This is a genomic window from Terrabacter lapilli (assembly GCF_039531305.1).
Classification (GTDB): domain Bacteria; phylum Actinomycetota; class Actinomycetes; order Actinomycetales; family Dermatophilaceae; genus Terrabacter; species Terrabacter lapilli.
In genome coordinates, this window is the sequence record NZ_BAAAPU010000009.1 from 358,942 (window position 1) to 382,545 (window position 23,604).

A 23,604-nucleotide genomic window follows, 5' to 3' on the forward strand; every position below is an offset into this window, starting at 1 on the left:
CAGCCTCGCGGGGGTGCTCAGCGCCGCCGCAGGGTGAGGCGCACGAGGGCGTATGCCGCGTCGTCGGCGCGGGCGCGCGAGGCTGCCTCCCGCATACGCGCGTTGACGTCGCCGTCGAGGTCCCCGACCAGCACGAACCCGAGGTCGTGCGCACGAGCCAGCACACCCCTGACGTCGGCCGGGCCGACGGCGCCCTCGGCAGCTCGCGGTCCGACGGGGACGGTGACGACGAGCAGTCCGCCGGAGCGCAGCGCCCAAGACGCCTGCTCGAGCACGTGGTCGACGTCGTCGCCGTCGCACCCGTGCGGGTGGATGCGCACGATGACGTCGAGCGAGCCGGCGTCGACGTCGAGCGCCGCGACGCTCGGGTGCTCTCCGGTGAAGTCGATCTCGACCGGGGCGAAGCCCACGGCGCGGGCCCACCGCGAGAGCAGGGAGCGCGAACCCCCCTCGTCGACGATGACGGCACTGCGCCTGCCGTCGTCGCGCACGCGCAGGACGGCTGCGAGCGTGCCCAGCGCCGCCCACGCCGAGACGCTGTCGAGCGAGCGGGGCAGGCCGAGGATGCGCGAGAGTCGGCGCGCGTCGTCGGCCTGCTCCGGCTCACCCAGCACGTCGGTCGCAAGGACCCAGTCGGGAAGGTCGTCCGGGCGCAGGGTGACGAGCGGCCGCCTGCTCGCCACTGCGCGTGCGACGCTGCGCCGGGCCCGGCCAGCGACGCGACCGGCCACCTGGCTCCCGGCCGCGACGACGGCACGTCCCGCGGCCGTGCTCGTGACGAGGTCGGCCGTGCCGCGAACGCGTGCACCGACGGTCCCGCGAGCCTGCCGCAGCCGGCCACGCGCGGCGCCCTGGAGGGACGCCCGGACACCGTCCGGGGAGACCCTCACGGGGTCGTGCAGCAACTCACCGGCGTCCGCGCCGCCGCCCGTCGGTCCCGTCTCGCCCTCCAGGGTCTCGTCGTCCGGGGTCTCGGCAGACAGGTCTCCGCCCCCGCCGAGCAGCGCGTTCTCGTCGACCGACAGCGCCTCGATGGCGCCGAGGTAGTGCGCCCAGGGCCCCGAGAGGTCGGGCGTGTGCACGCCGTCGGCCAGCCGTCGTCGCACCTCCGGGTCACCGAGCCGACGCAACACTGCGGCGAGCGCGTCCTCGTCGTCCGCCGGGACGAGCAGCCCGTCGACACCGTCGGTCACCTGCGCCGAGATGGGCGGGACATCGGGCGCGAGCACGGGAAGACCGTGCGCATGCCCGAGGAGCACGTCTCGCGTGGCGGCTGGGGACCGGAATGGCAGGGCCAGGACGTCGTGGCCGGCGAGCAGCGCCGCCAGCGCATCGGCGGGCACGTGGCCGTCGCGGAGCGCGACCCGTCCGGTCACCGCCGGGTCGGCGGCCAGCCGGTGGACGAGCTCGCGCTCGCGTCCGGCCAGGTCTGCGGCGATCGTCAGCGTGATGTCGGGCACCGACGCCATGGCGCGCAGGAGGACGGCGACGTCCTCCACGCCCTCGATGCGTCCGAGGGCAAGCAGCCGGGTCGGGCCCGGGCGCGAGGCGCGTGGCAGCGCGAGGTCATCCGGGCCGGTCGGGAGGGCGGCGACGGAGACGTGCGCGGCGCCCAGCCCGAGGGCGCGCGCCCGCTGGCCGTCGTCGTGCACGAGCACCGAGTCGACACGGGAGAGCAGCACGGACACCAGCCGCCCGTCGAGGGCGCGACCGTGGACGGGCAGCTCACCGAGGCACACGACGACGGACTGCGGACGTGGGCCGGCGCCGCCCGGCACCGCCCCGGCAGCCCGCAGCAGCGCGACGTGGCCCGGCGCGAGGCCGGGGTCGACGTGGAGCACGAGGATGGCGTCGACGTCCCGCAGCCGGCGCCCGGCCCGGAGCCAGCTGTCAGGTCGCGCCCGGTTCAGCGCCCGGATCGTGCGCGGGAAGGGGGGCACCCCAAGGCGTGCACCCGGGCCCGGCTCGGCCTCCTCGCGCGGGCGCGAGGCGTGCGCCCACGACAGCAGCGTGACCTCGTGCCCGGCGTCGGCAAGGTGGTGGGCGAGCATCGTCGCGTGCGCGGCCGCGGGTCCGTCGTCGGGGTGCGCCGGTCCCACGACGGCGATGCGCAGCGCCGCAGAACCCGCCAGCGGGGTCTCGTCGGCGACGGCGTGGCCCAGTGCGGCGTCCGCGTCGTGGGAGGGAGCGGCGATCGGCACCTGCGAGTCGTGTGGCAACGCGTCCGTCATGGTGCTCCGACTCTAGTTCCAGCGGATCCTCTCGGCCTCGACGTCCGGGCTCGCGTGTCGGACGGTCGGTGGCGAGGGGCGCGGTCCGGGTGACGGACCAGGAGACGGCATCATGGGACCACCGGCGGCCGACGGACCGCCGACCGACGGGAAGGACCCGATGACCCAGCCCCTGCTGCCCCCTGACGTGCTCGGGCGGATGGTCGCCTCCGACCCGGGACGGCCGCGACTCACGTGGTACGACGACGAGCCGGGTCCCACGTCCGGTGAGCGCATCGAGCTGAGCGCCCGCGTGCTGGCCAACTGGGTGGCCAAGGCCGCGAACCTGCTGCAGGACGACGCCGACGCCGGACCCGGGACCACGGTCGGCATCGACCTGCCGGCGCACTGGCGAGCCCTCTACTGGGCCCTGGCGACCTGGTCGGTGGGGGCGACCGTGGTCGTCGGCGACGGCGCGCGCGAGGCCGATGTCCTGGTCACCGACTCCCCGGCAGCCGCAGCGGACCACGGCGGCGACGCCGTCCTCGTCTCGCTGCCGGCTCTGGCCCGCAGCCACCCCCAGGCCGGTGCGGCGCCGGGAGCGGTCGACGAGGCACGTGAGCTGTCGACGCACGGCGACCGGTTCTCGCCGATGTCCGACCCGGAGGCCGGCGACGTCGCGCTGGCCGTCGACGGCCACGACACGGCATACGGCGATGTCGTCGTGGCCGTGGACGGCTGGGGCGGCTCCCCGCGGGTCGCGCTCGACGGCCCGCTCGACAGGGTGCTGCGCGACGCGCTCGCCGCCTGGGCGGCCGACGGCTCGGTGGTGCTCGTACGCGGAGGGCGGGCCGACCTGCAGGACCGCTTCGCCTCCGAGGGCGTCACTGCCGACGCCCGGCGGATGGCCTGAGGGGTCAGCGGATCACGCCGAGAGGCGGTCGAACAACGTCCAGGTGCGCGAGGCGACGACACCGGTGCTCGCGAGCCCGGCGCGGGCCTGGGCGGCCTTGACGGCCTCGCGCGTGGCGAGGTCGAAGATCCCCGTCTGCCGGACGCCGAGCAGGCGCTGCACGGCGAGGACCTGCGGCCCGGTGTCACCGGCGCGCAGGACCGTGGACCGGTCGGCCACGAACGGGAAGTCGCGGGCCTCGAGCACGTCCCACAGCTCCGGCGTCACGACCCCGGTCTGGGGCTGCGCGAGGGACCGCTGCAGCAGGACGACCTTGTCGCGGGTGACGGTGCCGAAGACGCCGTCGACGGCCACGCCACCGAGGGCGCGCTGCAGCGCCCGGACGGCCGCGCCGCGCGAGCCCATGGCGATGGTGAGGCTCTTGTAGGGCGTGTAGCTCGTGGCGACGTCGACCCGCGCGACTCCGGCACTGGTCCGTGCCGACGCGCTCGCGTAGGTGGTCATGGCGAGGTCCTTCCCGCTGGAGGTCGTTCGCAGGTCTGCCGTGATGGCGGTCGGTGTGCTCGGCGTGACGGGCGTGCCCACCAGCGCGGCCGGCGAGGCGGTCGCAGCGCGCGCGGTCCAGCCGCGGGTGAAGAGCGCCTGCTGCGTCCGTGAGTCCGCGATGCCGGTCTGCGGCAGCCCCACGAAACGCTGGTAGGCCGTCACCCGGGCCAGCGTCAGGGGGCCGTAGAAGCCCGTGGTCGGCAACGACCCCAGCCTGGCCTGCAGCGTCCTGACGGCCGTGGAGGTGGTGCCCGGCCGGAGCGTCGGATGGGTGCTCACGGCGGCGGTCGCCGAGGAGCCGCTCCAGCCCCGGACCCACAGCCGGGCCTGGGTGACGGGGTCGGCGACGCCGGTCTGGGGCAGACCCACGAACCTCTGGTAGGCCGTCACCCGAGCCTGCGTCAGGCTGCCGTAGAAGCCGGTGGTCGGCACCGACCCGAGCTTGGCCTGCAGGGCCCTGACGGCGTTCGAGGTCATGCCGGCGCGGAGGGTCGGGTAGGCGGCCGTGGTGCTGCGCCACCCCCGCGTCGCGAGCACCTCCTGCGTGCGCAGGTCCGCGACGCCCGTGCGCGGCAGCCCCACGAACGACTGGTACTCCGCGACCCGGGCCCTGGTGTGGTCGTAGTAGTAGCCGGTGGTCGGCAGGTTGCCCAGCCTGGCCTGCAGCTGGCGCACCGCCTCCGAGCGCATCCCGAAGGAGAGGACGGCCGGCGGCGTGCCCGCCGACGTGGCAGGCGCCGGCGTGCGCGGCTGGCTCGGCTGGCTCGGGTCGGCCGCCGGCAGCGAGGTCAGGTACGTCGTGGTCGGGACGCCGGTCCACCATGAGGTGCGGCCGGCCGCTCCGTCGAAGTTGAAGCTGAAGTGGATGTGGTCGGTGTGGGGCGACGAGCCGTAGTAGGGCGCCCAGCCCCGCTCCGTCGCGTACGAGCGCCACATCTTCCGGTTGTGGATGATGTACATGATCCCGAAGCGGCGGGCCATCGCTCCCTGGACGCCGTTCTTGTCCGGGCCGGTCAGCCACGCCAGCACCGACTGCGCGACGGCCTCCTGCGCCGGGTCGTTCACGTTCAGCATCCAGTCCCAGGCGCGCCCGTCGTAGTGCTCGGAGACGTCGCTGCCGCAGGTGCGGCCCATCAGCGCCGTGGACCCCATGCGGTAGTGGGAGATCATGAGACGCGCGAACGCGAGCACCCCGGGCCGCGGCCTCGGGTCGCACACCGACTGCCCCTGATAGGGCACGTACGCGTCGAGCCCGCCCGGCAGCGGACGCGTCGGAGGTGCCTGGGCCGCGGCCGCCGGCGACACGACGGCCGGCACGGCGAGAGCCGGTAGCGCGAGGGCGAGCCCCAGGTGGCGGCGGCGCAGTGCCATGGCGGACCTCTTGTCAGGGGTGGGGCGAGTGGACGGGCGGGTTCCCCGGCCGGGACAACGGGTTACTTCCACCCCATTTATGCACTGCTGTCACATCCATCACAACAGCCTCACGGGAATTACAGATCTGTACTTTCCGGACGGGCCGGATGGCATACGTGGGCGGGGACCACAGGTCCACCGGTCCTGTGGGCTCACCCCACGGCCCGGCGGCCCCACGGCGCGGATAGAGTCCGCCCCATGGACAAAGTCGTCTCCACACCCCAGGAGGCCATCGCCGGGATCCGCGACGGAATGTCGCTCTCGGTCGGCGGTTTCGGCCTCTGCGGCATCCCCTCGGTCCTCATCGCGGCGATCCACGACGCCGGCACCAGCGACCTCGAGGCCGTCTCCAACAACTGCGGCGTCGACGACTGGGGGCTCGGGATCCTGCTGCGCGACAAGCGGATCCGCCGCATGGTCAGCTCCTACGTCGGTGAGAACAAGGAGTTCGAGCGGCAGTACCTCTCGGGCGAGCTCGAGGTCGAGCTGACGCCGCAGGGCACGCTGGCCGAGCGACTGCGCGCCGGCGGATCGGGCATCGCCGCCTTCTTCACCATGACGGGCGTCGGCACCCAGATCGCCGAGGGGGGCCTGCCCTGGCGCTACGACGACGCCGGCAACATCGCCGTGGCCTCCCCGGCCAAGCACACGCAGGACTTCGAGTGGATGGGCGAGACGAAGACCTTCGTCCTCGAGCAGGCCATCACGACCGACTTCGGGCTCGTGCGTGCCGCCAAGGGCGACCGGCACGGCAACCTCGTCTTCAACCAGTCGGCTCGCAACTTCAACCCGCTGTGCGCGATGGCCGGGCGCATCACCGTCGCCGAGGTCGAGCAGCTGGTCGAGCCGGGTGAGCTCGACCCCGACGAGATCCACCTGCCCGGGATCTTCGTCCAGCGCGTGCTCCCCCTCACCCCGGAGCACGCGGCCGACAAGCGGATCGAGCGTCGGACCGTTCGTCCACGACCCGACAGCCCCGCCACGACCACCGCCTCGGAGGTCGGACCCGGCGCCGGAGCCGGCAGCGAGACCCCCGCGACCGACAGCAAGGAGGCCTGAGCCATGGCCCTGACCCGTGAGCAGATGGCCGCGCGCGCCGCGGCCGAGCTGTCCGACGGCGCCTACGTGAACCTCGGCATCGGGCTTCCGACCCTCGTGCCGAACTATGTCCCGGACGACGTCGAGATCGTCCTGCAGTCCGAGAACGGCATCCTCGGCGTCGGCGCCTACCCCTTCGACGGAGACGAGGACCCCGACCTCATCAACGCCGGCAAGGAGACCGTGACCCTGCGCAAGGGCGCGGCGTTCTTCGACTCCGCGACGAGCTTCGGGATGATCCGCGGTGGCAAGGTCGACGCCGCGATCCTCGGCGCGATGCAGGTCTCGCAGGGCGGCGACATCGCCAACTGGATGATCCCCGGCAAGATGGTCAAGGGCATGGGCGGCGCCATGGACCTCGTGCACGGTGCGAAGAAGGTCATCGTGCTCATGGAGCACAACGCCCGGGACGGGTCCTACAAGATCGTCAAGGAGTGCTCGCTGCCCTACACCGGACGCGGCGTGGTGCAGCGCATCATCACCGACCTGTGCGTCCTCGACGTCACGGCCGACGGTCTCGTGCTGCGCGAGCTCGCGCCCGGCGTGACGGTCGAGGAGGTGCGCGAGCGCACCGAGCCGGAGCTGCACGTGGACCTGTCCAGCGTGAGCTGAGCCCGACCGGCGGCGCGGTGCAACGGGGGCTCAGGACGCTCATCTAGCCTCCACCACATGGCCCTTCCCCTCGCACCGGCCGGCGTGACCGGTGACGAGGTCGTTCCGCGCCGCCGGGCCATGGCCGTCGCCGTCGCCACCCCCGTGGTGGTCCTCGGCATCGCCGTGCTCGTGGCGCTCGCCGGCCAGGTGGCCGTCCTGGACCTGCTGAAGCAGCTCGCCTACCTGGTCCTCGGCCTCCTCCTGCCCGGCACCCTCGTGCACCGGCTCCTGCGCGGCGTCCAGCCGTCGTGGGTGGCCGACCTGGCGCTGGGTGCCGCGACGGGCCTGGTTCTCGAGCTGATGGCGTGGGCAGCGTTCACGAGCGTGCACCTCCAGCGGGCACTGTGGGCCTGGCCCCTGCTCACGCTTCTCCTCCTGCTCGATCGCACGGCCCGCGGCAGGCTCCTGGCGCGGCCCACGCAGTCGTGGGGGCACTGGCCGGTCATCGCGCTGGGCGCCGCCTGTGCCCTCATGGTGCTGCTCACCTACGGCGGCTACCTGGCCCGCTACCCGCTGCCGCCCTCGGGCGCGTCCTACTACCCGGACCTGCTGTGGCACCTGGGACTCGTCCACGAGGCCACCCGGTCGGTACCACTTCTCACGCCGCAGTCCACGGCCGACGGCGTGCTGCGCTACCACTGGTTCTCCGATGCCCACATCGCAGCCGACTCCCTGATGACGGGGACCGACGCGGCAGTCGTGCTCCTGCGCCTCTGGATCGTGCCCGTCCTGGTGCTCGTCGTGCTCCTCACCGCCGTTCTCGCCCAGCGCATGTCGGGTCGCCCCTGGGTCGGCGCCCTGGCCGGCTGGCTCGTGATCCCCACGGTCAGCTACACCTTCTGGCCGGGCACCGTCGACGCACTCGACCACCTGAGCCCGCTGTCGCCGTCGCAGGTGTTCTCGAGCGCTCTTGCGCTGCTGCTCGTCATCACCCTCGCCGACCTCGTGCGCGCGACGGGGCGGCCGGGGCGCGGGACGATCGCCATGGCGCTTCTGGCCGCCCTGGCGACGAGCGGGAGCAAGAGCTCGGCCCTGCCTGTCGTCCTCGGTGGCGTGGGGGTGGCCTTCGTCGCTGCGCTCGTGCTGCGGCGCAACCGCCTGCTGGTCCTGGGCATCGGCGTGGTGGGCGCGGCTCTGACCGCGGCCGCCTATCCCGTCGTGGCCGGCGGCGACGGGGGCTCGAGGCTGCACCTGTTCTCCGCCCTCTCGCTGTTCCCGTTCTTCCGTCAGGTGGTCACCCCGGACCCTGACGTCTCCACGCCGGTCGTGCGGGACCTGCTGCACACTCCCGGGATAGGGCCCGTCCTGCTGGTGGCGCTCCTGATGGTCGTCCTGCTCAGCTTCGTGCGGTTGTTGTCGGGGGTCCTCCCCTTCTTCCAGCGGAGCCTGCGGAGCGACCTCGCAGCCTGGTTGACGGCCGGCATGTGCCTGACGTCGTTCGTCCCGTTCCTCGCCATCGCGCACCCCGGCTACAGCGAGTTCTACTTCCTCTACGGGGCGGTACCCGTCGGCTCCGCCCTGTGGGCCTGGAGCATCGGCGAGCTCGTGGGAGACTCCAGAACCCGTGCGCGGGCCGCCGCGACGTCCTTCGGGGTCATGGGGGTCCTGTCGTCGATCGCGGCCGTCGTGGTGCACAGGAGGCCCGCGCCGGCCGACCAGGCCGCACAGTCGGCCCAGCTGTGGGCGTTCACGCTCCAGGTCGGCCTCTACGTCCTGGTCGTCCTGTCCCTGCTCGCCGCCGCCCGCGTGCTCCGCCGACCCGGGAGGGACTGGCTCCTGCCGGCCGCAGCCGGTGTCGTCGTCGGCCCCCTCCTCGTGACCGGCCTGTGGGGTCTGGGGGAGCCCCGCGACCACGAGCCCAGCTCCTCGGACCCGCAGCTGAGGTCACTGAGCCAGGCGGCGGCCTGGATCGACCGGAACGTACCGCTCTACGACGTCATGGCCACCAACGACCACTGCCTCTGGGGCACCGGCACCGACACCAGTTGCGACGCCCGCGAGTGGTGGATCTCAGGGCTCGGAGGCAGGCGCGTGCTGCTGGAGGGCTGGGCCTACCTGCCCGGGGTCGCCAAGGGCGCCTACCACGACCTGGCCCTGTACGCGCTGAACCAGGCGGCCTTCACGCAACCCGACGCGAGCACTCTCGGGGCCGTCCGCGCCCGGGGAGTCCGTTGGCTGGTTGCCGACACCTCCGCCGGTCCGGTCTCACCCGACCTCGCCGCCGTCACGGACAAGGTCTTCGAGTCGGGGACGGTCTCGGTCTACAGGCTGCGCTGAGCCGTCGTCAGATCCAATGCCTCATATCGGACTCCAGTCACTTCTGTCACATGTAGTCTCGTTCGCGTCCCTGCCCCCGTGACGACGGATCTGCCCATGACCAAGCGCTCGAAGTACTTCTCGTCAGGCGGTGCGGTCGCTTCGACTCGTGTCGTCGTGTTGTCAGGCATCATCTCGCTGGGAGCTCAGCTCCTCCCCGCGGCGCTACCCCAGCTCGGCGCCGAGGCAGCCCCCGCGCCACACCCCGTCCGCCCCGTGCTCCGCCAGCACGACGTGCAGACCCTCCGTGAGGTCACCCCGGCGGCCCCCGCCGATCCCTCCCTGACTGCACGCGCGGCCAGCACCGCCGGCGCCCGAGCGGTCGCTCTCGGCGGGAAGGACCGAGTCGTCGAGGTGCCCGTCGAGGGTCGCCTCGTCGGCCTCTCGTGGCCGGCCAAGACCAACGGCAACGAGCCGGTCGCGGTCGCCTGGCGCTCACGTCAGGCCGACGGCTCCTGGACGGGGTGGACTCCGGTGACCGCCACCTCGCAGGCCGACCCGTCGGCGCGGGGCACGGATCGCGTCTCGACCGACCCCTTCTGGGTCGGCGGCGCCAAGGCCATCGAGCTGCGCTACCCGGCGAGCGACCCCCGCATCAAGGCGGCCCGCGTCGAGGAGGTCGAGCCGGGGACCTCCCCCGCCGACCAGCCTGCGACGGCGAGCGGCAACAGTGCGGTCGCCCTGCCGAGCCGCCCGACGATCTTCTCCCGAGCTCAGTGGGGCGCCGACGAGTCGCTGCGCCAGGGTTGCGTGCCCACCATCGGCAACAGGATCAACGGCGTCGTGGTCCACCACGACGCCGGGTCCAACTCCTACACGGCGGCCGACTCCGCCGCCATCGTCCGCTCCATCTACGCGTACCACACCCAGGTCAACGGCTGGTGCGACATCGGCTACAACGTCATCGTCGACAAGTACGGCCAGGCGTTCGAGGGTCGCTACGGCGGTCTCAACCTCCCGGTGCAGGGGGCCCACGCGCTGGGCTTCAACGAGGACAGCTTCGGCATCTCCATGCTGGGCAACTACATGACGGCCACACCGACCTCTGCCGGCCTCGACATCCTGGCGCGGGTCATCGCCTGGCGCCTCAGCGGCGTCTACCGCAACGGCACCGGCACGACCCAGTGGCACGGCGGCGCGGCGACGACTCGCTACCCCAACGTCGGCACCTACACCCTCCCGATGATCATCGGGCACCGCGACGTCAACTACACCGACTGCCCCGGCACCAACCTGTATGCCGCCCTGCCCAGCGTGCGCACGCGCGTCTCCCAGCTGATCTCGTACACCTCCAGCCCGATCTACTCGCGCTACAGCGCCACGGGTGGCTCGGCGAAGTGGGGTCCGGTGTGGATGGCGGAGACCCCCGTGGGCGCCGGCATGAACGAGACGATCGCCTCCGGAGGCGCGCGCTTCTACTCGACGCCGAGCTTCGGGACGCGATGGATGGGCCCGGGTCTCGACGGCATGTGGCGTGGCCTCGGCTGGACGAGCTGGGGCGGCTACCCCTGGACCGACGAGATCACCACACCGCCGGGTTGGTACGTCGAGCTGGAGAAGGGCAAGACGCTGACGATGACCCGTGAGGGCGCGGGCACGTGGACCGAAGGAGCCGTGCGCAACTACTGGGTGTCACGGGCCAACGGTTCCTACGGGGTGCTGCGCATGCCCGTCGAGCGGATGACCCTGGTGGCGGGCTTCTGGCAGCAGCGCTTCGAGGGCGGCACCGTGTACTTCAACACGGCCAACGGCCAGACGGTCCACACGGAGGGCGGCATGGACACGTACTACCGTGACCACGGCTTCCTCACCGGCAGCATGGGCACCCCGACGACCGACGTCGTCTCGACCACGACCGGGGCCCAGCAGGGCTTCAGTGCAGGTGTCCTGCGGTGGGACCGAGCGTCGGACGCCATCACCTTCAGCGCACGCTGAGACGCGAGAGAGGGCGCACCCCATCGGGGGGTGCGCCCTCTGCGCCGTCCCAAGGCGTCCACCCGCGGCGTGGGAGGACGGAACAGGCGCGTCGGGGTCTCAGCTGAGCCCGACGTAGCTGGTCGGCGGCAGCGACACGGCGCTGCGGCCCTTCCAGACTCCCCCGCCCAGGTCCTGGTAGAGCCACGCCTGCCCGGACGTGTCGCGCGCGAGGACGTCGGCGCCCCCGAGGCCGTCCGCGTCGCCGGCCGGAACGAGATCGGTCATCGCGTTCCACCCTGGTCCGAGGTTGACACGGGAGGTCCACCGCGAGACGCCGTCGCGCGTGTAGAGCCAGAGGATGCCTGTGCTTCGTTCACGGGCGATGATGTCGGCGTTGCCGTCACGGTCGGCGTCACCGACCCCCATGATCCCGTCCATGGCGTTCCAGCCCGGTCCGAGATCCTGGGAGGCCGTCCACCCACCACACGTGCCGTCGCCCTGGAAGAGCATCAGGCGCCCGTCGTTGCGCCGGGAGATGAAGTCGGGTCGCCCGTCGGACGTCATGTCGCCCACCCCGATGAGCTCACCGAAAGCCGACCAGTCCCCGGCGACCGGCACTCGCGTGCCGATGGCGCCGGCCGCTGACACCGGATAGCACACCCGCTGGCCCGTGGCCCGAACCCGGCCGAAGATGTCGGCCCGGCCGTTGCCGTCCAGGTCACCTGCCGTCCTCAGCAGGTCGAGCGTCTGCCAGCCGGGGCCCAGCGACGTCGGCGCGCCGAAGCCCACACCGGTCGCCGGCGCCTTGCCCGGCAGCCGCATGAGCAGGCCACCGGGGGTCACTCCGAGGACGTCCGGTTGCCCGTCGCCGGTGAGGTCGCGGCGCAGGTGGTCGGTGTCGGCCAGGGTGAACCACGTCGAGCGGATGCCCAGGATGCTCTGGAGCCGGGCGCCGGACACGCCCGACGCGGTGCCGGTGGTCCCGATGAGGTCAGCCGAGACCACCCGGCCTCCCCAGAGGCCGCGGCCGTCGCGGGTGACCACGAGCTGGCGCAGTGAGCCGATCGCCGGGTAGGCACTCTCGAGCTTGCTGCGGAAGCCTGTCGAGCCGCTGATCGACCAGCTCGATCCCGACGTCGAGGCGTCGTAGGGGTCCGCCTTCGCCACGAGGTAGGGGACGTTTCCGGCGACGGTCCAACCGCCGTTGGAGGAGCCGAACATGGTCAGCGCGGGCGCCTGTCCGTAGCGCACCGTCATGCCGGCCGTTGCGGTGATGGCGGCGTCGACGGACGCGTACCGGTAGTCGGCCACCAGCGTGCCGTCCGCCCGGTAGTCGGCGAGTCCCCGGTAGACCTGGCACGACGTGGAGTCGCACACGTCGTACGCGGAACCCCAGCGTGGGTGCGCCTGCTCGTATGCGGCATACGTCCGCGCGGCGACCGCCTGGCTACGGAGCGCCTCGCCGGCCCAGGAGGGCGGCATCTCGGCTCCGACGACCCCCCTGAGGTAGGGCTCGAAGGTGGTGTCGTTGTAGCTGCTCAGGCCGGTGCCGTTCACGACCGCGCCGATGCGGTCGGGGTAGTCCCGCTGCACGCCGCTCGGCAGGACGAGCCGGGTGCGGTGCGTGGTGGGGTTGTCGAAGACGGCGGGACTCGGCAGCGTTGCCCCGCTGGTGTAGCCGGGCGGGGTGTACTCCACCCAGGCTGCTCGCGTGGTGTCCCAGGAGCTGACCGTGAGGCCGGTGCCTCGCCGGGTCACGCGCCAGGCCGTCGTGGTCGCGTCGGAGGGCAACGCCGTCGCAGCGCCGGCGCCCAGTCGGAGGGTCTGGCCCGCTGTCGAGACGACCTCGGTGGCCCCGTCGCTGTCGACGGTGACGCCGATCCGCAACGCAGGATCACCCTGGGCCCCGACCGTCGTGCCGGGGAAGTAGAAGGCGATGATCTGCTGCCAGGTGAGGCCCTGCAGCGCGGCTCCCTGGGCGCCCCACTGCGACAGCCCCATGCCATGCCCGAACCCGCGACCGCTGATCTCGACGCTGCCCGTCAACGGCACGGACAGCGTGTCGGCGCGGCTCTCGGCGGCCGGTAGCGCGACCAGCAGGGCCGCCAGGGCCGCTCCGGTCCAACCCCTGACGCGTGGCATGACTCTCCTTTGGCTGGCAGGCAGGTCGGGTGCCCGTTCAGGTCATTGGACCCGATCGGTCTCCCTGCTCTGCCCGCAGTATCCCGATCGGGATGCAATCGTGACAAACGTGCCGCTGTCGGCACATGTCAGGGCTGCGAGCGGTCAGGACCGGCAGGCGCCGACCTTCCACGCCTTCGCGGTACCGCCCGACCCGATGGGCGTCAGACCCGGGACGCCGCTGAGGTCGGTCAGCCCCGGATAGGACCTGGTGCGGTTGTCGCGGTCGGCCCAGAAGAGGTGGCTGTCCTCCACGACGATCCCGATGTCGAGCTTCTTGACCGCGGCACACACGGCCGGGTCGGTGGTGAAGTCCTTGAACCTGGCTGCGAGCAGGCTGCGCTCGGGAGAGGCCGGCACGACCATGTGTCCGAAGACGACGCGGTGACCACTCAGCACCCCCGCATAGACCTCGCCGCTCCACGGGTTGCCGATGATGGTGGCGTTCGCCGGCGCCCGGCTCGCCAGCGATTCGTAGAGGGTGCGTTCCGGATCGGAGACCAGCTGGTCACCGGCCCCGGCGTAGGACCCGGACAGGGCCCGGCTGATCCTGCCGAGCCCCGACGTGCCCGGCACCAGCACGACGATGATGAGGCCCACGACCACGCTCGCCACGGCTGCCTGGCTGCGCAGCACGCGAGCCACTGGTTCCGGGCCCGACACCGGGTGCCTCGCCAGCCAGTTCGCCCAGGAGTCCCGCCATGCGAGTGCACCGAAGGCCGCGAGCGGGACGGCCGTGACGGCCAGTGGCGCCATGATGCGGAACGGGTCGTTGTACCAGAAGCCGGTCAACGTCTGCGACAGGTCGGTGTCGTAGGCGATCGCCAGGATGGCCAACCCGGCCAGCAGCACGTGCGCGCCCGCGAGCCACCAGCTGCGAGTACGGGCGACCGCGATCACACCCAGCACCACGAGCAGCCCGTAGATCCACAGGTCGGGGTTCAGCGGTGAGGCCAGGGTGAGCACCTCGCCCAGGGCGGCGCTCGGGCTGGCCTGTGCCGGCCACTGGAACCGCCGCACCGACGCGAGCCCGGGCACGTAGTCGAGCGCCCGCCAGAAGACCACGCCCGCGACCACGGTCAGCGCGATCAGCACCAGCACCCGCGTCCGCCCCTGCCTCGAGGGCAGGCGCCGGGCCAGCAGGGCCGCCTCGGCGGCCACCACCATGGGCACGGCAATCGCGATGACCACGAACGCCGCCCCTGGGTGCGCGTAGTAGAGCCCCGGCATCACCACCAGCCCTGCCACCAGCACGAGGGGTAACGGGACCCGTCGGCTCCGCACCAGACCGAGTGCCATGGCGATGAGCGCGATGACGGCGGGGACGACCGAGATGCTCAGGGCGTTGGGCCACAGCACCCCGAAGAGCAGCAGCAGGACGGGGAACACGCTGATGAGCACCGACCCCAGCATCGCGACCGCGAATCCGAACCGGGACGGACCGACGACCGCGGAGACGAGCAGTGCGATGGACAACGGCCACATGACACCGGCGATGACGAGCGCCACGATGTTGGCCGCGACGATCGGGCTGATCCCGGTGACGATCACCAGCAGCCCCGCCACCGCGTGGAAGAGCGGCGGGTAGAAGGCCGTGCCACCGGAAGCCGACGAGACCGTCGACGGCGTCGCCGAGTGGGTCTGCGCCACGATCGAGATGGCGTTCACGTGGAAGGGCGCATCGAAGGTCTGGTTGATCGCGCCGGGGGCGCCGATTCCGGCGGCGACCACGTACGCGCCGCCGAGCATGGCGAGGACGAGCACGACGGCATTCGTCCAGGGCAGGCGACGGCCGGTCCTGAGATCCGGCGCCAGCAGGTGCGGCCACCGATGGCTCGCGCGCCTGCACCCGAGCCCCACGGCGGCGTTGAGGACTGCCACGGCCAACGTCCCGACAACGATGACCGGAAGCCCCCACTGCATCCCGAGGAACGAGGCGGCTGCGTCGGCGATGGCCAGGATCCCGAGCGAGAGCGCCGGGGCCAGGCCGATCGCGACGTCGAAACGGATGCCGCCTGCCAGGGCGGCGGCCAGGCCGGGGACGGTCACGACGAGCGCCGCGAGCGCGATCGGACCCAGCATGGAGAACCATTCGCTCAGCACGGTCTGCTCACGCTCTCAGGAAGTCGACGGCACCGTCGATCGGGCCGTCGTGCACCAGCACGCCCTGACGCAGGACGACCCCCCGATCGCACACCCGCTTCACCATGTCGAGGTCGTGGCTGACGATCACCAGCGTATGTCCCTTGGCGCGCAGCTCGGCGATCCGCGCCAGGCACTTGCGCTGGAAGGGCTCGTCCCCGACCGCGAGGATCTCGTCGATCAGGAAGACGTCGGGCTCGGTGTGGACGGCGACCGAGAAGGCGAGCCGCAGGAACATGCCCGAGGAGTAGAACTTCACCTCGGTGTCGATGAACTTCTCGATCTCGCTGAAGGCGACGATGTCGTCGAACTTCTCGTCGATCTCCTTCTCCGTCATCCCGAGGATGGCCCCGTTGAGGTAGACGTTCTCGCGACCGGTGAGATCGGGGTGGAAGCCGGCCCCGACCTCGATGAGTCCGGCCACCCTGCCGCGCACACCGATCGACCCGCCGTCCGGGAGCATGACGCCCGAGATGAGCTTGAGCAGCGTGGACTTGCCCGAGCCGTTGAAGCCCAGGAGCGCCACCGACTCGCCCTGCTCGATGTCCACGACGACGTCGTCGAGCGCCTTGAACGTGTCGGCGGCGAGCTCGGTCCCGCGTCCACGCAGGGTCCACACCACCAGCTCCTTGATGGAGCGCGTATGCCGCAGGGTGAACTCCTTGGTCACACCGCGGACCTCGATAGCCGTGGACATCTACAGCTCCTGAGCGAATCGGCCCTCGAGCCGACGGAAGGCGAACTGACCGATGACCAGGATGAGACTGCTCGACACGAGGGCAATCAGGGTCCACATCATCAGCGACGGCGCCACGGGCCCCGGATCAGGGTGCGCGGCGTAGTACTGCTGCACGGGCTCCGCCGGCACCCAGAAGGCGTAGTGCGCCAGCTGGACCGCGGTGGTGCCCGGGTTGAGCTGGTAGAGCGTCCACAGCCCGGGTGGCAGCGCGTCTCGGACCCTGCTCCACTGGTAGAGCACGGGTGAGAGCCACGTGGCCATCATGAGGATGAGCTCGACGAAGTTCTCGGAGTCGCGGAAGAGCACGTTGAGCCCACCGAAGAGCAGTCCGAGTCCGAGTCCGCTGGCCATCGTGATCAGCAGGGCGAGAAGCCCCGCGAGGATGTTGAGCGGCCCCGGGCGCCAGCCGCCGAACAACGCGGCGATCATCAGCACCACCAGCTGTGGCAGCAGGTGGACGACCGCGACCCAGAGCGACGCGACGGGGAAGAGCTCGCGTGGCATGTAGATCTTCTTGACGAGGTCGCCGTTCCACACGATCGAACGCGTCGTGTTGTTGAAGACCTCGGAGAAGAAGTTGACGATCACGATGCCGCTGAAGAGGTAGATGACGAAGTTCGGCACCGCCTCGTCGAGGCGCAGGAACTTGCCCATCGCCACGTAGAAGACGAGCAGCTGCATCCCGGGCTTGACGTAGCTCCAGAAGAGACCCAGGACCGAGCCGCGGTAGCGGACCCGCAGCTCCTTGCGCACGAGGAGGCTGAGCAGGAACCTCCACCTGAAGACGTCGAGCAGGCCGTTGCTGCGTCCCGGGGTGTTCAGTTCGTCGAGCTCCTCGGCCACTCTGCTCACTCGGGCTTCTGTCCTGGCTCGATGCCGAAGGTGCGCTCCCACGCCTCGATCGAGGTGATCTCGTCGCGGGCGCTGCGGTAGACCTCCCGCAGGTGCTTCCACTGGCTGAAGACCTGGGCGCTCAGCGCGGCCGACCGGCTGGCCAGGTGGCGCATCTTCTTGGGGTTCCTCTGGTACCAGGAGGCGGCGGTCCCGTCGGCGGTGCTGACGATCGCACTGTCGTACTTGGCGAGCCGGTACCAGCGGTTGTCCTTGTGGGCGATGCGCACCTGGGGGTGACGCCGCGCCTCCTCCGAGTCGCGAGCCGCGAAGGCCCGTCCGAGAGCCAGAGCGCCCTTGACGGCGAGGAGGGCACCAGTGTCAGGGGTGTCCTTCTTGCGGGGCTTGACCGGCTTGCCGTGGCGCAGGTCGGGGAACGCGTCGACCTCCTTGCGCATCTGCGCGTCGGGGTACTCCGTCGCCATCGCGCGGATCTCCGGGAGCCGGGTGGGCAGCAGCGAGTGGAGCCGCTCCGGGCCGCCGAGGACGTCCTCGAGGGCCTGGATGCGTCCTGCGCCGGTGTAGTACTGCATCGACACGAGGTGCTTGAGGTCGCTCGCCATGGCCGTGCGCAGCATGTAGCCACCGTGCTCGAACGGCGAGTACATGATCGCGGTCATGAGGCGGTTGCGGGCGTGGAAGTAGGCCTGCCAGCCGACGAGGTCGTCCTTGTCGATCCAGCTGACGTGCCACACGGCTGCGCCGGGCAGCGAGACCGTCGGGATGCCGGCCTCCTTGGCACGCAGGCCGTACTCCGCGTCGTCCCACTTGATGAAGATGGGCAGGGAGAGGCCGAGCTGCTTGATCACCTCGACCGGGATCAGGCACATCCACCAGCCGTTGTAGTCGACGTCGACCCGCTGGTGCAGCCACTTGGCGGCGCGCAGGCCGGTCCGGTCGAAGTCGTGGCCGAGGTACTGGTCGGCGCTGGGCAGGCCGGGGACCCAGTAGAAGGGGTCGACGACCTCCCCGAACGTGTGCAGCACCGAGCGGTTGTTCATGTCGAACATGTGACCGCCGACGATCGTCGGACGGCTCGTCATGTCGGCGAAGGCCGCCAGGCGGATGATGCTCTCGGTCTCGAGGATGATGTCGTCGTCGAGGAGGATGACGTAGTCGCTCCGACCCGCCTTCACCGTCTCGTACATCCCGCGGGAGAAACCACCGGAGCCACCGAGGTTGGCCTGCTCGATCATCGTCAGCTGGTCGCCCAGCGCGGTGGCGACCGCGTCGAAGCCGTCCTCCTGGGACACGAGCTGGGTGCCCTGGTCGACGATGAACACCTCGTCGAGCACGTCCCGCAGGTTGGGATCGGCCGCGATCATGCCGAGCGTGCGCACGCAGTAGTCGGGCCTGTTCATGGTCGTGACGCCCAGGCTGACGCGACCGCGCTTGCCGTTGTCCGGGACGCTCCAGAGCGCTGACTCGATCACGACCGCGCCGGAACCGGCGACGATGTCGAACCAGTACCACCCGCCGTCGCCGAAGGAGTCCAGCGACAGGTCGAGGGTGGTCGTGAGCTCGTCGCCCGAGATCATCTTGGAGTCCACGCGCTGGCTCGCGCCGCGCGCGTTGCTCTTGTAGACGATCAGCGTGCCTGCGCCGCTCGTCGTCACGGCGAGCCGGACATGGTCCACGCTGGTCCACCGTCGCCAGTAGCTGGCCGCGAACGCGTTGAAGTACGAGCCGAACGAGACACGGTCACCCGGGCGGATCCGGAAGGAGTGGCGCCCCAGGACGTCCTCGGGGTGCATGGGCGCGCGCGCGGCGCTCTTGGCCGGCTTCCCGTCGATGTAGAGCGGCAGGACGTCGAGGTCGGCGTCCGGCGGCAGGATGAGGCGCTGGGCGACGCGGTACGGCGTCTCGGCGCTCTTGTCGGCCGTCGTGTCGACCGGCGCTGGCAAGGTGGTGCTCACTCGTCCACTCCTCCGCTCTGGATCGCGGCACCCACGGTGAAGTGCTGCTCGAGCTTGTTGTCGACCATGCTCAACGCGGCGCCGATCGCCATGTGCATGTCGAGGTACTTGTACGTGCCCAGACGACCTCCGAAGAGGACGCCCTTCTCCGACTTGGCCCGGTCACGGTACCGGAGCAACCCGTCACGGTCGGCCGGCGTGTTGACCGGGTAGTACGGCTCGTCCTCGCCCTCCGCGAAGCGCGAGAACTCACGCATGATGACGGTCTTGTCCTTCGGGTAGTCCCGCTCCGGGTGGAAGTGGCGGAACTCGTGGATGCGCGTGTAGGGCACGTCGGCGTCCGGGTAGTTCATGACCGGGGTGCCCTGGAAGTCACCGACCGGCAGGACCTGCTCCTCGAAGTCGAGGGTGCGCCAGCCCAGGCGCCCCTCCGAGTAGTCGAAGTAGCGGTCCACGGGTCCGGTGAAGACGACGGGGACGTTGCCGACGACGTTGTCCTTGTTGAGCGGCTGGCTCGAGTCGAAGAAGTCGGTCTCGAGCTTGACCTCGATGCGGTCGTGGTCGGCCATGCGCTCGAGCCATGCGGTGTAGCCGTCGACCGGCAGGCCCTCGTAGGTGTCGTTGAAGTAGCGGTTGTCGTACGTGTAGCGGACCGGCAGGCGGCTGATGATGTCGGCCGAGAGCTTCTCGGGGTCGGTCTGCCACTGCTTGGCGGTGTAGTGCGCGATGAACGCCTCGTAGAGCGGGCGCCCGATCAGGGAGACGCCCTTCTCGACGAAGTTGGCGGGCTCCTTGCCGTCGAGCTCGGCGGCCTGCTCGCGGATCAGCGCCCGGGCCTCGTCGGGCGTGTAGGCCGCCCGGAAGAACTGGTTGATCGTGCCGAGGTTGATCGGCATCGGGAACACCTCGCCGTTGTGCGAGGTGTAGACCCGGTGGACGTAGCTCGTGAACTTCGTGAACTCGTTGACGTAGTCCCAGACACGCTGGTTCGAGGTGTGGAAGAGGTGCGCGCCGTACCGGTGCACCTCGATGCCGGTCTCCGGCTCGTTCTCGCTGTAGGCGTTGCCTCCGATGTGCGAGCGCCGGTCGATGATCACGACTCTGCGACCGAAGCGCTCCGCACACTGCTGGGCGACGGTGAGCCCGAAAAGCCCGGATCCGACGACGACGAGGTCCGCGTCCACACATGCTCCTAGTGATTGAGGTCCGGGACAGGTTATCCGATCTCGAACAGGCCCCTCGACGCCCGGACGCCCCCCGCAAGCGTGCTCCCGGGCGGTTTAGGCTGGCGGCCATGCAGCGACCCCGCCCCATCACCATCGCCGGCCACCAGGTCGGTCCCGGCCACCGTCCCTTCGTCATCGGCGAGGTCTCGGGCAACCACAACGGCTCCCTCGACCGGGCCCTCCAGCTCATCGACGCGATCGCCGACTCCGGCGCCCAGGCGGTCAAGTTCCAGACCTACACCGCCGACACGCTGACCATCCGGTCCGACGAGCCTCCCTTCCGGGTGGACGCCGAGCACGGGCTCTGGGGCGGGCGCCAGCTGTACGACCTCTACGAAGAGGCCCACACCCCCTGGGAGTGGCACGAGCCCATGTTCGCCCGGGCCCGTGAGCGCGGGCTGGTCCCCTTCTCCAGCCCGTTCGACCCGACCGCCATCGAGCTGCTCGAGTCGCTCGACACCCCCTGCTACAAGATCGCCTCGGCCGAGCTCGTCGACCTGCCACTGATCCGCAGCGTCGCGGCGACCGGCAAGCCGATGATCATCTCGAGCGGGATGGCCACCCTGGGTGAGATCGACGCGGCACTCACCGCCGCACGCGAGGGCGGGTGCGAGGAGATCGTCCTGCTCGCCTGCACGGCCGCCTACCCCGCCTCCCCCGACGACGCGCGTCTGCTGTCGGTGCCGACGCTGGAGCAGGCCTTCGGCATCCCGATCGGCCTCTCGGACCACACTCCCGGGATCGGGGTCTCGGTGGCGGCCGTCGCCCTCGGCGCGTGCGTCCTCGAGAAGCACGTGACGGTGCGTCGCGCCGACGGTGGTGTCGACTCCGACTTCTCGCTCGAGCCCGAGGAGCTGGCGGCGCTCGTCCGCGAGACGGATGCCGCCCAGCGGGCGGTCATGCCGCCGCGGTTCGGGCCCACGGACGCCGAGAAGGCCGTGCTGGCACTACGGCGGTCGCTGTACGTCGTCGCCGACGTCGCCGAGGGCGACCCGGTCACCAGCGCGAACGTCCGCTCGATCCGCCCGTCCGGCGGCCTGGCCCCCGACATGATGTCGACCGTCTCGGGCCTGCGGTTCGTGCGCGCCGTCAAGCGCGGCACGGCGCTCAGCTGGGACCACCTCAGCGCGCGAGCTTGAGGTAGCGCGCGAAGCCCTCGCTGGTCGCCGGGGTGTCGGGCAGGTAGCCGGCGCGGGTGAAGAGCCGAAGGGACGCCGTGTTGTCCTCGTGCACGACCGCCAGGTAGACCGACAGCTCGTCGACCTGACCCTGCCCCGCAGCGTCCGACAGCCACTGCTCGCCGGCCAGCAGGAGGGTGCGGGCCAGGCCTGACCGGCGGCGCGAGGCGGCCACGGTGATCGAGACCTCCCACTCCCCCGGGGCCTCCCGGTCCCAGCGCACGGTGCCGACCGGACCCGCGTCGTCGGCGGCCACGAGCAGGTGGCGGTCGTCGCGCGCCAGCGTCGACCGCAGCCAGCGCAGGTGCTCCTCGAGGGAGATGGGCTCACTCGATCGAGAGGCGGCGCGCGTGGTCGCGTCGTTGCGCCACTCGAGGAGCAGCTCCGCGTCGTCGACGGTGGCCGGCCGCACCGACAACGTGGTCGCGTCGCCGCCGTCCGAGGACGTATGCGGTCCCCCACCTCCCCGACCGGGGGACGGCTCCGGCGCCGGCCGGGCTCCCGCCACGACCGTCTCCCAGGCCGACACGATGCGCCAGGCGCCCAGCCCGTCGACGACCTCGTCCGCGGTCCGGGCGAGCTCCCCACGCACGCCGTGGTCCGCGAGGAGGTGCGCCAGCCTGCCGATGGCATCGGCCCCGCGCAGGTCGGCCGGCGTGCCGAGCCCGCACGCCATCCCCCGGCGCAGCACCTCTTCGTAGCCTGCGCGCTGGTTCTCCACGACGCACACGAGAGCCATCGGGACCCGCATGGCGCACAGCTCCCAGACGGTGGTGCCGGCGGCGCTGACGACGAGGTCGGCGCGGGCCAGGTGGGGCGCGAGGTCCGGGGTGGGTTCGATGACGGTGACCGCCCCGTCCGACTGCGCCGCGAGCGCGTCGAGCCGGTCCCGTGTCCGGGGGCTCGCCACCGCCGTGACGTCCACGTCGACGTCGAGGCTGGTCGCGGCTGCCTGCACCGCGGCCACGGCGTCGGGTGCACAGCCAGCCGGGTCGGCGCCTCCCATGACCACGACGACCCGCAGCGGCCGGGAGGGCGCGGGCCCGTCGAGCCGTTGCAGCGTACGGACCGAGGGACGCAGCGGCACCCAACGGCTGCCCCGCAGCGACCACGTCGCGCCGGCCGGCCGGGGCGTGCACTCTGCGCCCAGGGTCGGGTCGACCGCGATGTCGCACGGACGTCTCCCGTCACGCCCGTCGTGCATGACGCTGAGCGTCGGCCGCGACCCGCGCCCGAGTCCGTCGAGCACGTCGAGCAGGTCGGTGGACACGGTGTAGCTGTCGACGTGGACGACGTCCTGCGCCGTCCAGACTGCCTCGTCCGGCAGGTCGCCGGCAGCGCCCAGCCGGCCGGGCACCGGGTGCACCGTCACGCCCACGCGGTGCAGGGCTGCCGTCAGCAGCTCTCCCTCCACGATCCCGGCCAGTGACACGTCGTGGCCTCGCGCCGTGGCCTCCTCGGCGATCGCGAGGCAGCGCATCACGTGGCCCACCCCGATCCCCGGACCGCCGTCGCACCGCAGCAGGACGCGCATCAGCCGGCCTCGAGGGGCTTCTGGACGACCTGCCCGTTGAGCTGCGCGATGTGCGGGTGCTCCGCCATGACGCGGATGATCTCGCTGCGACGGGCGATCGCGTCCCCGCGCACCGCGACCAGGGCGCGCAGCGCCTCGAGGTCCTCCGGCGTGTCGAGGGTGATGCGCAGGTCGGCCGCCGGCGGCGCGAAGACCAGGCCCACCACGTCGAAGTCGTCGGGGTGCGTGTAGATCGCGGAGGTCACGTGCGCCCGGTGGTGCCCGGTGGCGACGGCATCGGCCCGGCGCAGCGCCTCGACGGTCGCGAGCTCCACGTCCATGCCGTGCGGGAGCGTCCGCACGAGCACCGACGACACGTAGTCGAGGTGCTGGGCGCCGAGCCACGTCGACACGACGAGGTCGATCACGCCCGGGTCGAGCATCGGGCAGTCGGAGGTCAGCCGCACCACCGCGTCGCACGGATGCTTCTCGACGGCCAGCAGGTAGCGGGACAGCACGTCGTCCTCGCTGCCTCGGACCACGTGTGCCCCCGCGGCCTCGGCGACCCGGACGACCGCGTCGTCCACGGGCTCCACGGTCGTGGCGACGACGACGTCATCGACGAGCGCGGCCGCCCTGGCGGCACGGATCACCCACTCCAGCACACTGAGGCCGCCCAAGGGCTCCAGCACCTTCCCCGGCAGCCGGCTCGACCCGGCCCGGGCCTGGATGACGGCGTTGACGCGCATTC

At 71.5% G+C, this 23,604-nt stretch carries 16 protein-coding genes; 6 read left to right on the plus strand and 10 right to left on the minus strand.

Annotated features, from left to right (window positions below; all coding sequences use genetic code 11):
* Nucleotides 1-17 precede the first annotated feature (17 nt).
* Nucleotides 18-2,231 carry a glycosyltransferase gene (locus ABD241_RS16580; protein WP_344065104.1) on the minus strand — a complete coding sequence of 738 codons (2,214 nt, stop codon included), beginning with the start codon at nucleotides 2,229-2,231 and terminating at the stop codon, nucleotides 18-20.
* A gap of 160 nt (nucleotides 2,232-2,391) precedes the next feature.
* Here ABD241_RS16580 and ABD241_RS16585 point away from each other — a divergent pair, with 160 nt between their 5' ends.
* Entirely contained in the window at nucleotides 2,392-3,123 is a 732-nt protein-coding gene (locus ABD241_RS16585) for a TIGR03089 family protein (protein ID WP_344065107.1), read from the plus strand.
* A 12-nt stretch (nucleotides 3,124-3,135) separates the two neighbouring features.
* On the opposite strand, the gene ABD241_RS16590 is transcribed toward ABD241_RS16585, so the two are convergent.
* Entirely contained in the window at nucleotides 3,136-5,040 is a 1,905-nt protein-coding gene (locus tag ABD241_RS16590; protein ID WP_344065110.1) for a peptidoglycan-binding domain-containing protein, read from the minus strand.
* 240 nt (nucleotides 5,041-5,280) lie between these two features.
* On the opposite strand from ABD241_RS16590, the gene ABD241_RS16595 reads away from it, so the two are divergent.
* The 4 genes from ABD241_RS16595 to ABD241_RS16610 all read left to right on the plus strand — a co-directional run bounded on the left by ABD241_RS16595 (nucleotide 5,281) and on the right by ABD241_RS16610 (nucleotide 11,085).
* Complete coding sequence (locus tag ABD241_RS16595; RefSeq protein ID WP_344065113.1) at nucleotides 5,281-6,141, plus strand: CoA transferase subunit A; 861 nt, start codon at nucleotides 5,281-5,283, stop codon at nucleotides 6,139-6,141.
* A 3-nt stretch (nucleotides 6,142-6,144) separates the two neighbouring features.
* Nucleotides 6,145-6,792 carry a CoA transferase subunit B gene (locus tag ABD241_RS16600; RefSeq protein ID WP_344065116.1) on the plus strand — a complete coding sequence of 216 codons (648 nt, stop codon included), beginning with the start codon at nucleotides 6,145-6,147 and terminating at the stop codon, nucleotides 6,790-6,792.
* A gap of 57 nt (nucleotides 6,793-6,849) precedes the next feature.
* The gene (locus ABD241_RS16605; RefSeq protein ID WP_344065119.1) at nucleotides 6,850-9,111 is read left to right on the plus strand and encodes a hypothetical protein; all 2,262 of its coding nucleotides are present in this window, start codon (nucleotides 6,850-6,852) and stop codon (nucleotides 9,109-9,111) included.
* 96 nt (nucleotides 9,112-9,207) lie between these two features.
* On the plus strand, nucleotides 9,208-11,085 hold the full coding sequence (locus ABD241_RS16610) for an N-acetylmuramoyl-L-alanine amidase (RefSeq protein WP_344065122.1): 1,878 nt from the start codon (nucleotides 9,208-9,210) through the stop codon (nucleotides 11,083-11,085).
* 99 nt (nucleotides 11,086-11,184) lie between these two features.
* Here ABD241_RS16610 and ABD241_RS16615 read toward each other — a convergent pair whose 3' ends face one another.
* The 6 genes from ABD241_RS16615 to glf all read right to left on the minus strand — a co-directional run bounded on the left by ABD241_RS16615 (nucleotide 11,185) and on the right by glf (nucleotide 20,120).
* Nucleotides 11,185-13,209: a SpoIID/LytB domain-containing protein gene (locus ABD241_RS16615; RefSeq protein ID WP_344065126.1), complete on the minus strand. Its 2,025-nt coding sequence runs from the start codon at nucleotides 13,207-13,209 to the stop codon at nucleotides 11,185-11,187.
* 144 nt (nucleotides 13,210-13,353) lie between these two features.
* The gene (locus tag ABD241_RS16620; RefSeq protein ID WP_344065129.1) at nucleotides 13,354-15,330 is read right to left on the minus strand and encodes a DUF6541 family protein; all 1,977 of its coding nucleotides are present in this window, start codon (nucleotides 15,328-15,330) and stop codon (nucleotides 13,354-13,356) included.
* A 28-nt stretch (nucleotides 15,331-15,358) separates the two neighbouring features.
* Entirely contained in the window at nucleotides 15,359-16,087 is a 729-nt protein-coding gene (locus ABD241_RS16625) for an ATP-binding cassette domain-containing protein (protein ID WP_142185929.1), read from the minus strand.
* Nucleotides 16,088-16,972, minus strand: coding sequence for an ABC transporter permease (locus ABD241_RS16630; protein ID WP_425580808.1), 885 nt, complete (start codon nucleotides 16,970-16,972; stop codon nucleotides 16,088-16,090). It lies immediately after the preceding gene.
* Between the two features lie 5 nt (nucleotides 16,973-16,977).
* Complete coding sequence (locus ABD241_RS16635) at nucleotides 16,978-18,936, minus strand: glycosyltransferase (protein ID WP_344065137.1); 1,959 nt, start codon at nucleotides 18,934-18,936, stop codon at nucleotides 16,978-16,980.
* Nucleotides 18,933-20,120: a UDP-galactopyranose mutase gene (glf, locus tag ABD241_RS16640; RefSeq protein ID WP_344065140.1), complete on the minus strand. Its 1,188-nt coding sequence runs from the start codon at nucleotides 20,118-20,120 to the stop codon at nucleotides 18,933-18,935. Before glf ends, ABD241_RS16635 begins: the two co-directional genes overlap by 4 nt.
* Before the next feature lie 110 nt (nucleotides 20,121-20,230).
* Here glf and pseI point away from each other — a divergent pair, with 110 nt between their 5' ends.
* Entirely contained in the window at nucleotides 20,231-21,301 is a 1,071-nt protein-coding gene (gene pseI / locus ABD241_RS16645) for a pseudaminic acid synthase (RefSeq protein WP_344065143.1), read from the plus strand.
* Here pseI and ABD241_RS16650 read toward each other — a convergent pair.
* Nucleotides 21,285-22,874: a GNAT family N-acetyltransferase gene (locus ABD241_RS16650; protein ID WP_344065146.1), complete on the minus strand. Its 1,590-nt coding sequence runs from the start codon at nucleotides 22,872-22,874 to the stop codon at nucleotides 21,285-21,287. The genes pseI and ABD241_RS16650 overlap by 17 nt on opposite strands.
* A complete protein-coding gene (locus ABD241_RS16655; protein ID WP_344065149.1) occupies nucleotides 22,874-23,602 on the minus strand; it encodes a cytidylyltransferase domain-containing protein in 729 nt (242 codons plus the stop codon). Before ABD241_RS16655 ends, ABD241_RS16650 begins: the two co-directional genes overlap by 1 nt.
* Nucleotides 23,603-23,604: the final 2 nt, after the last annotated feature.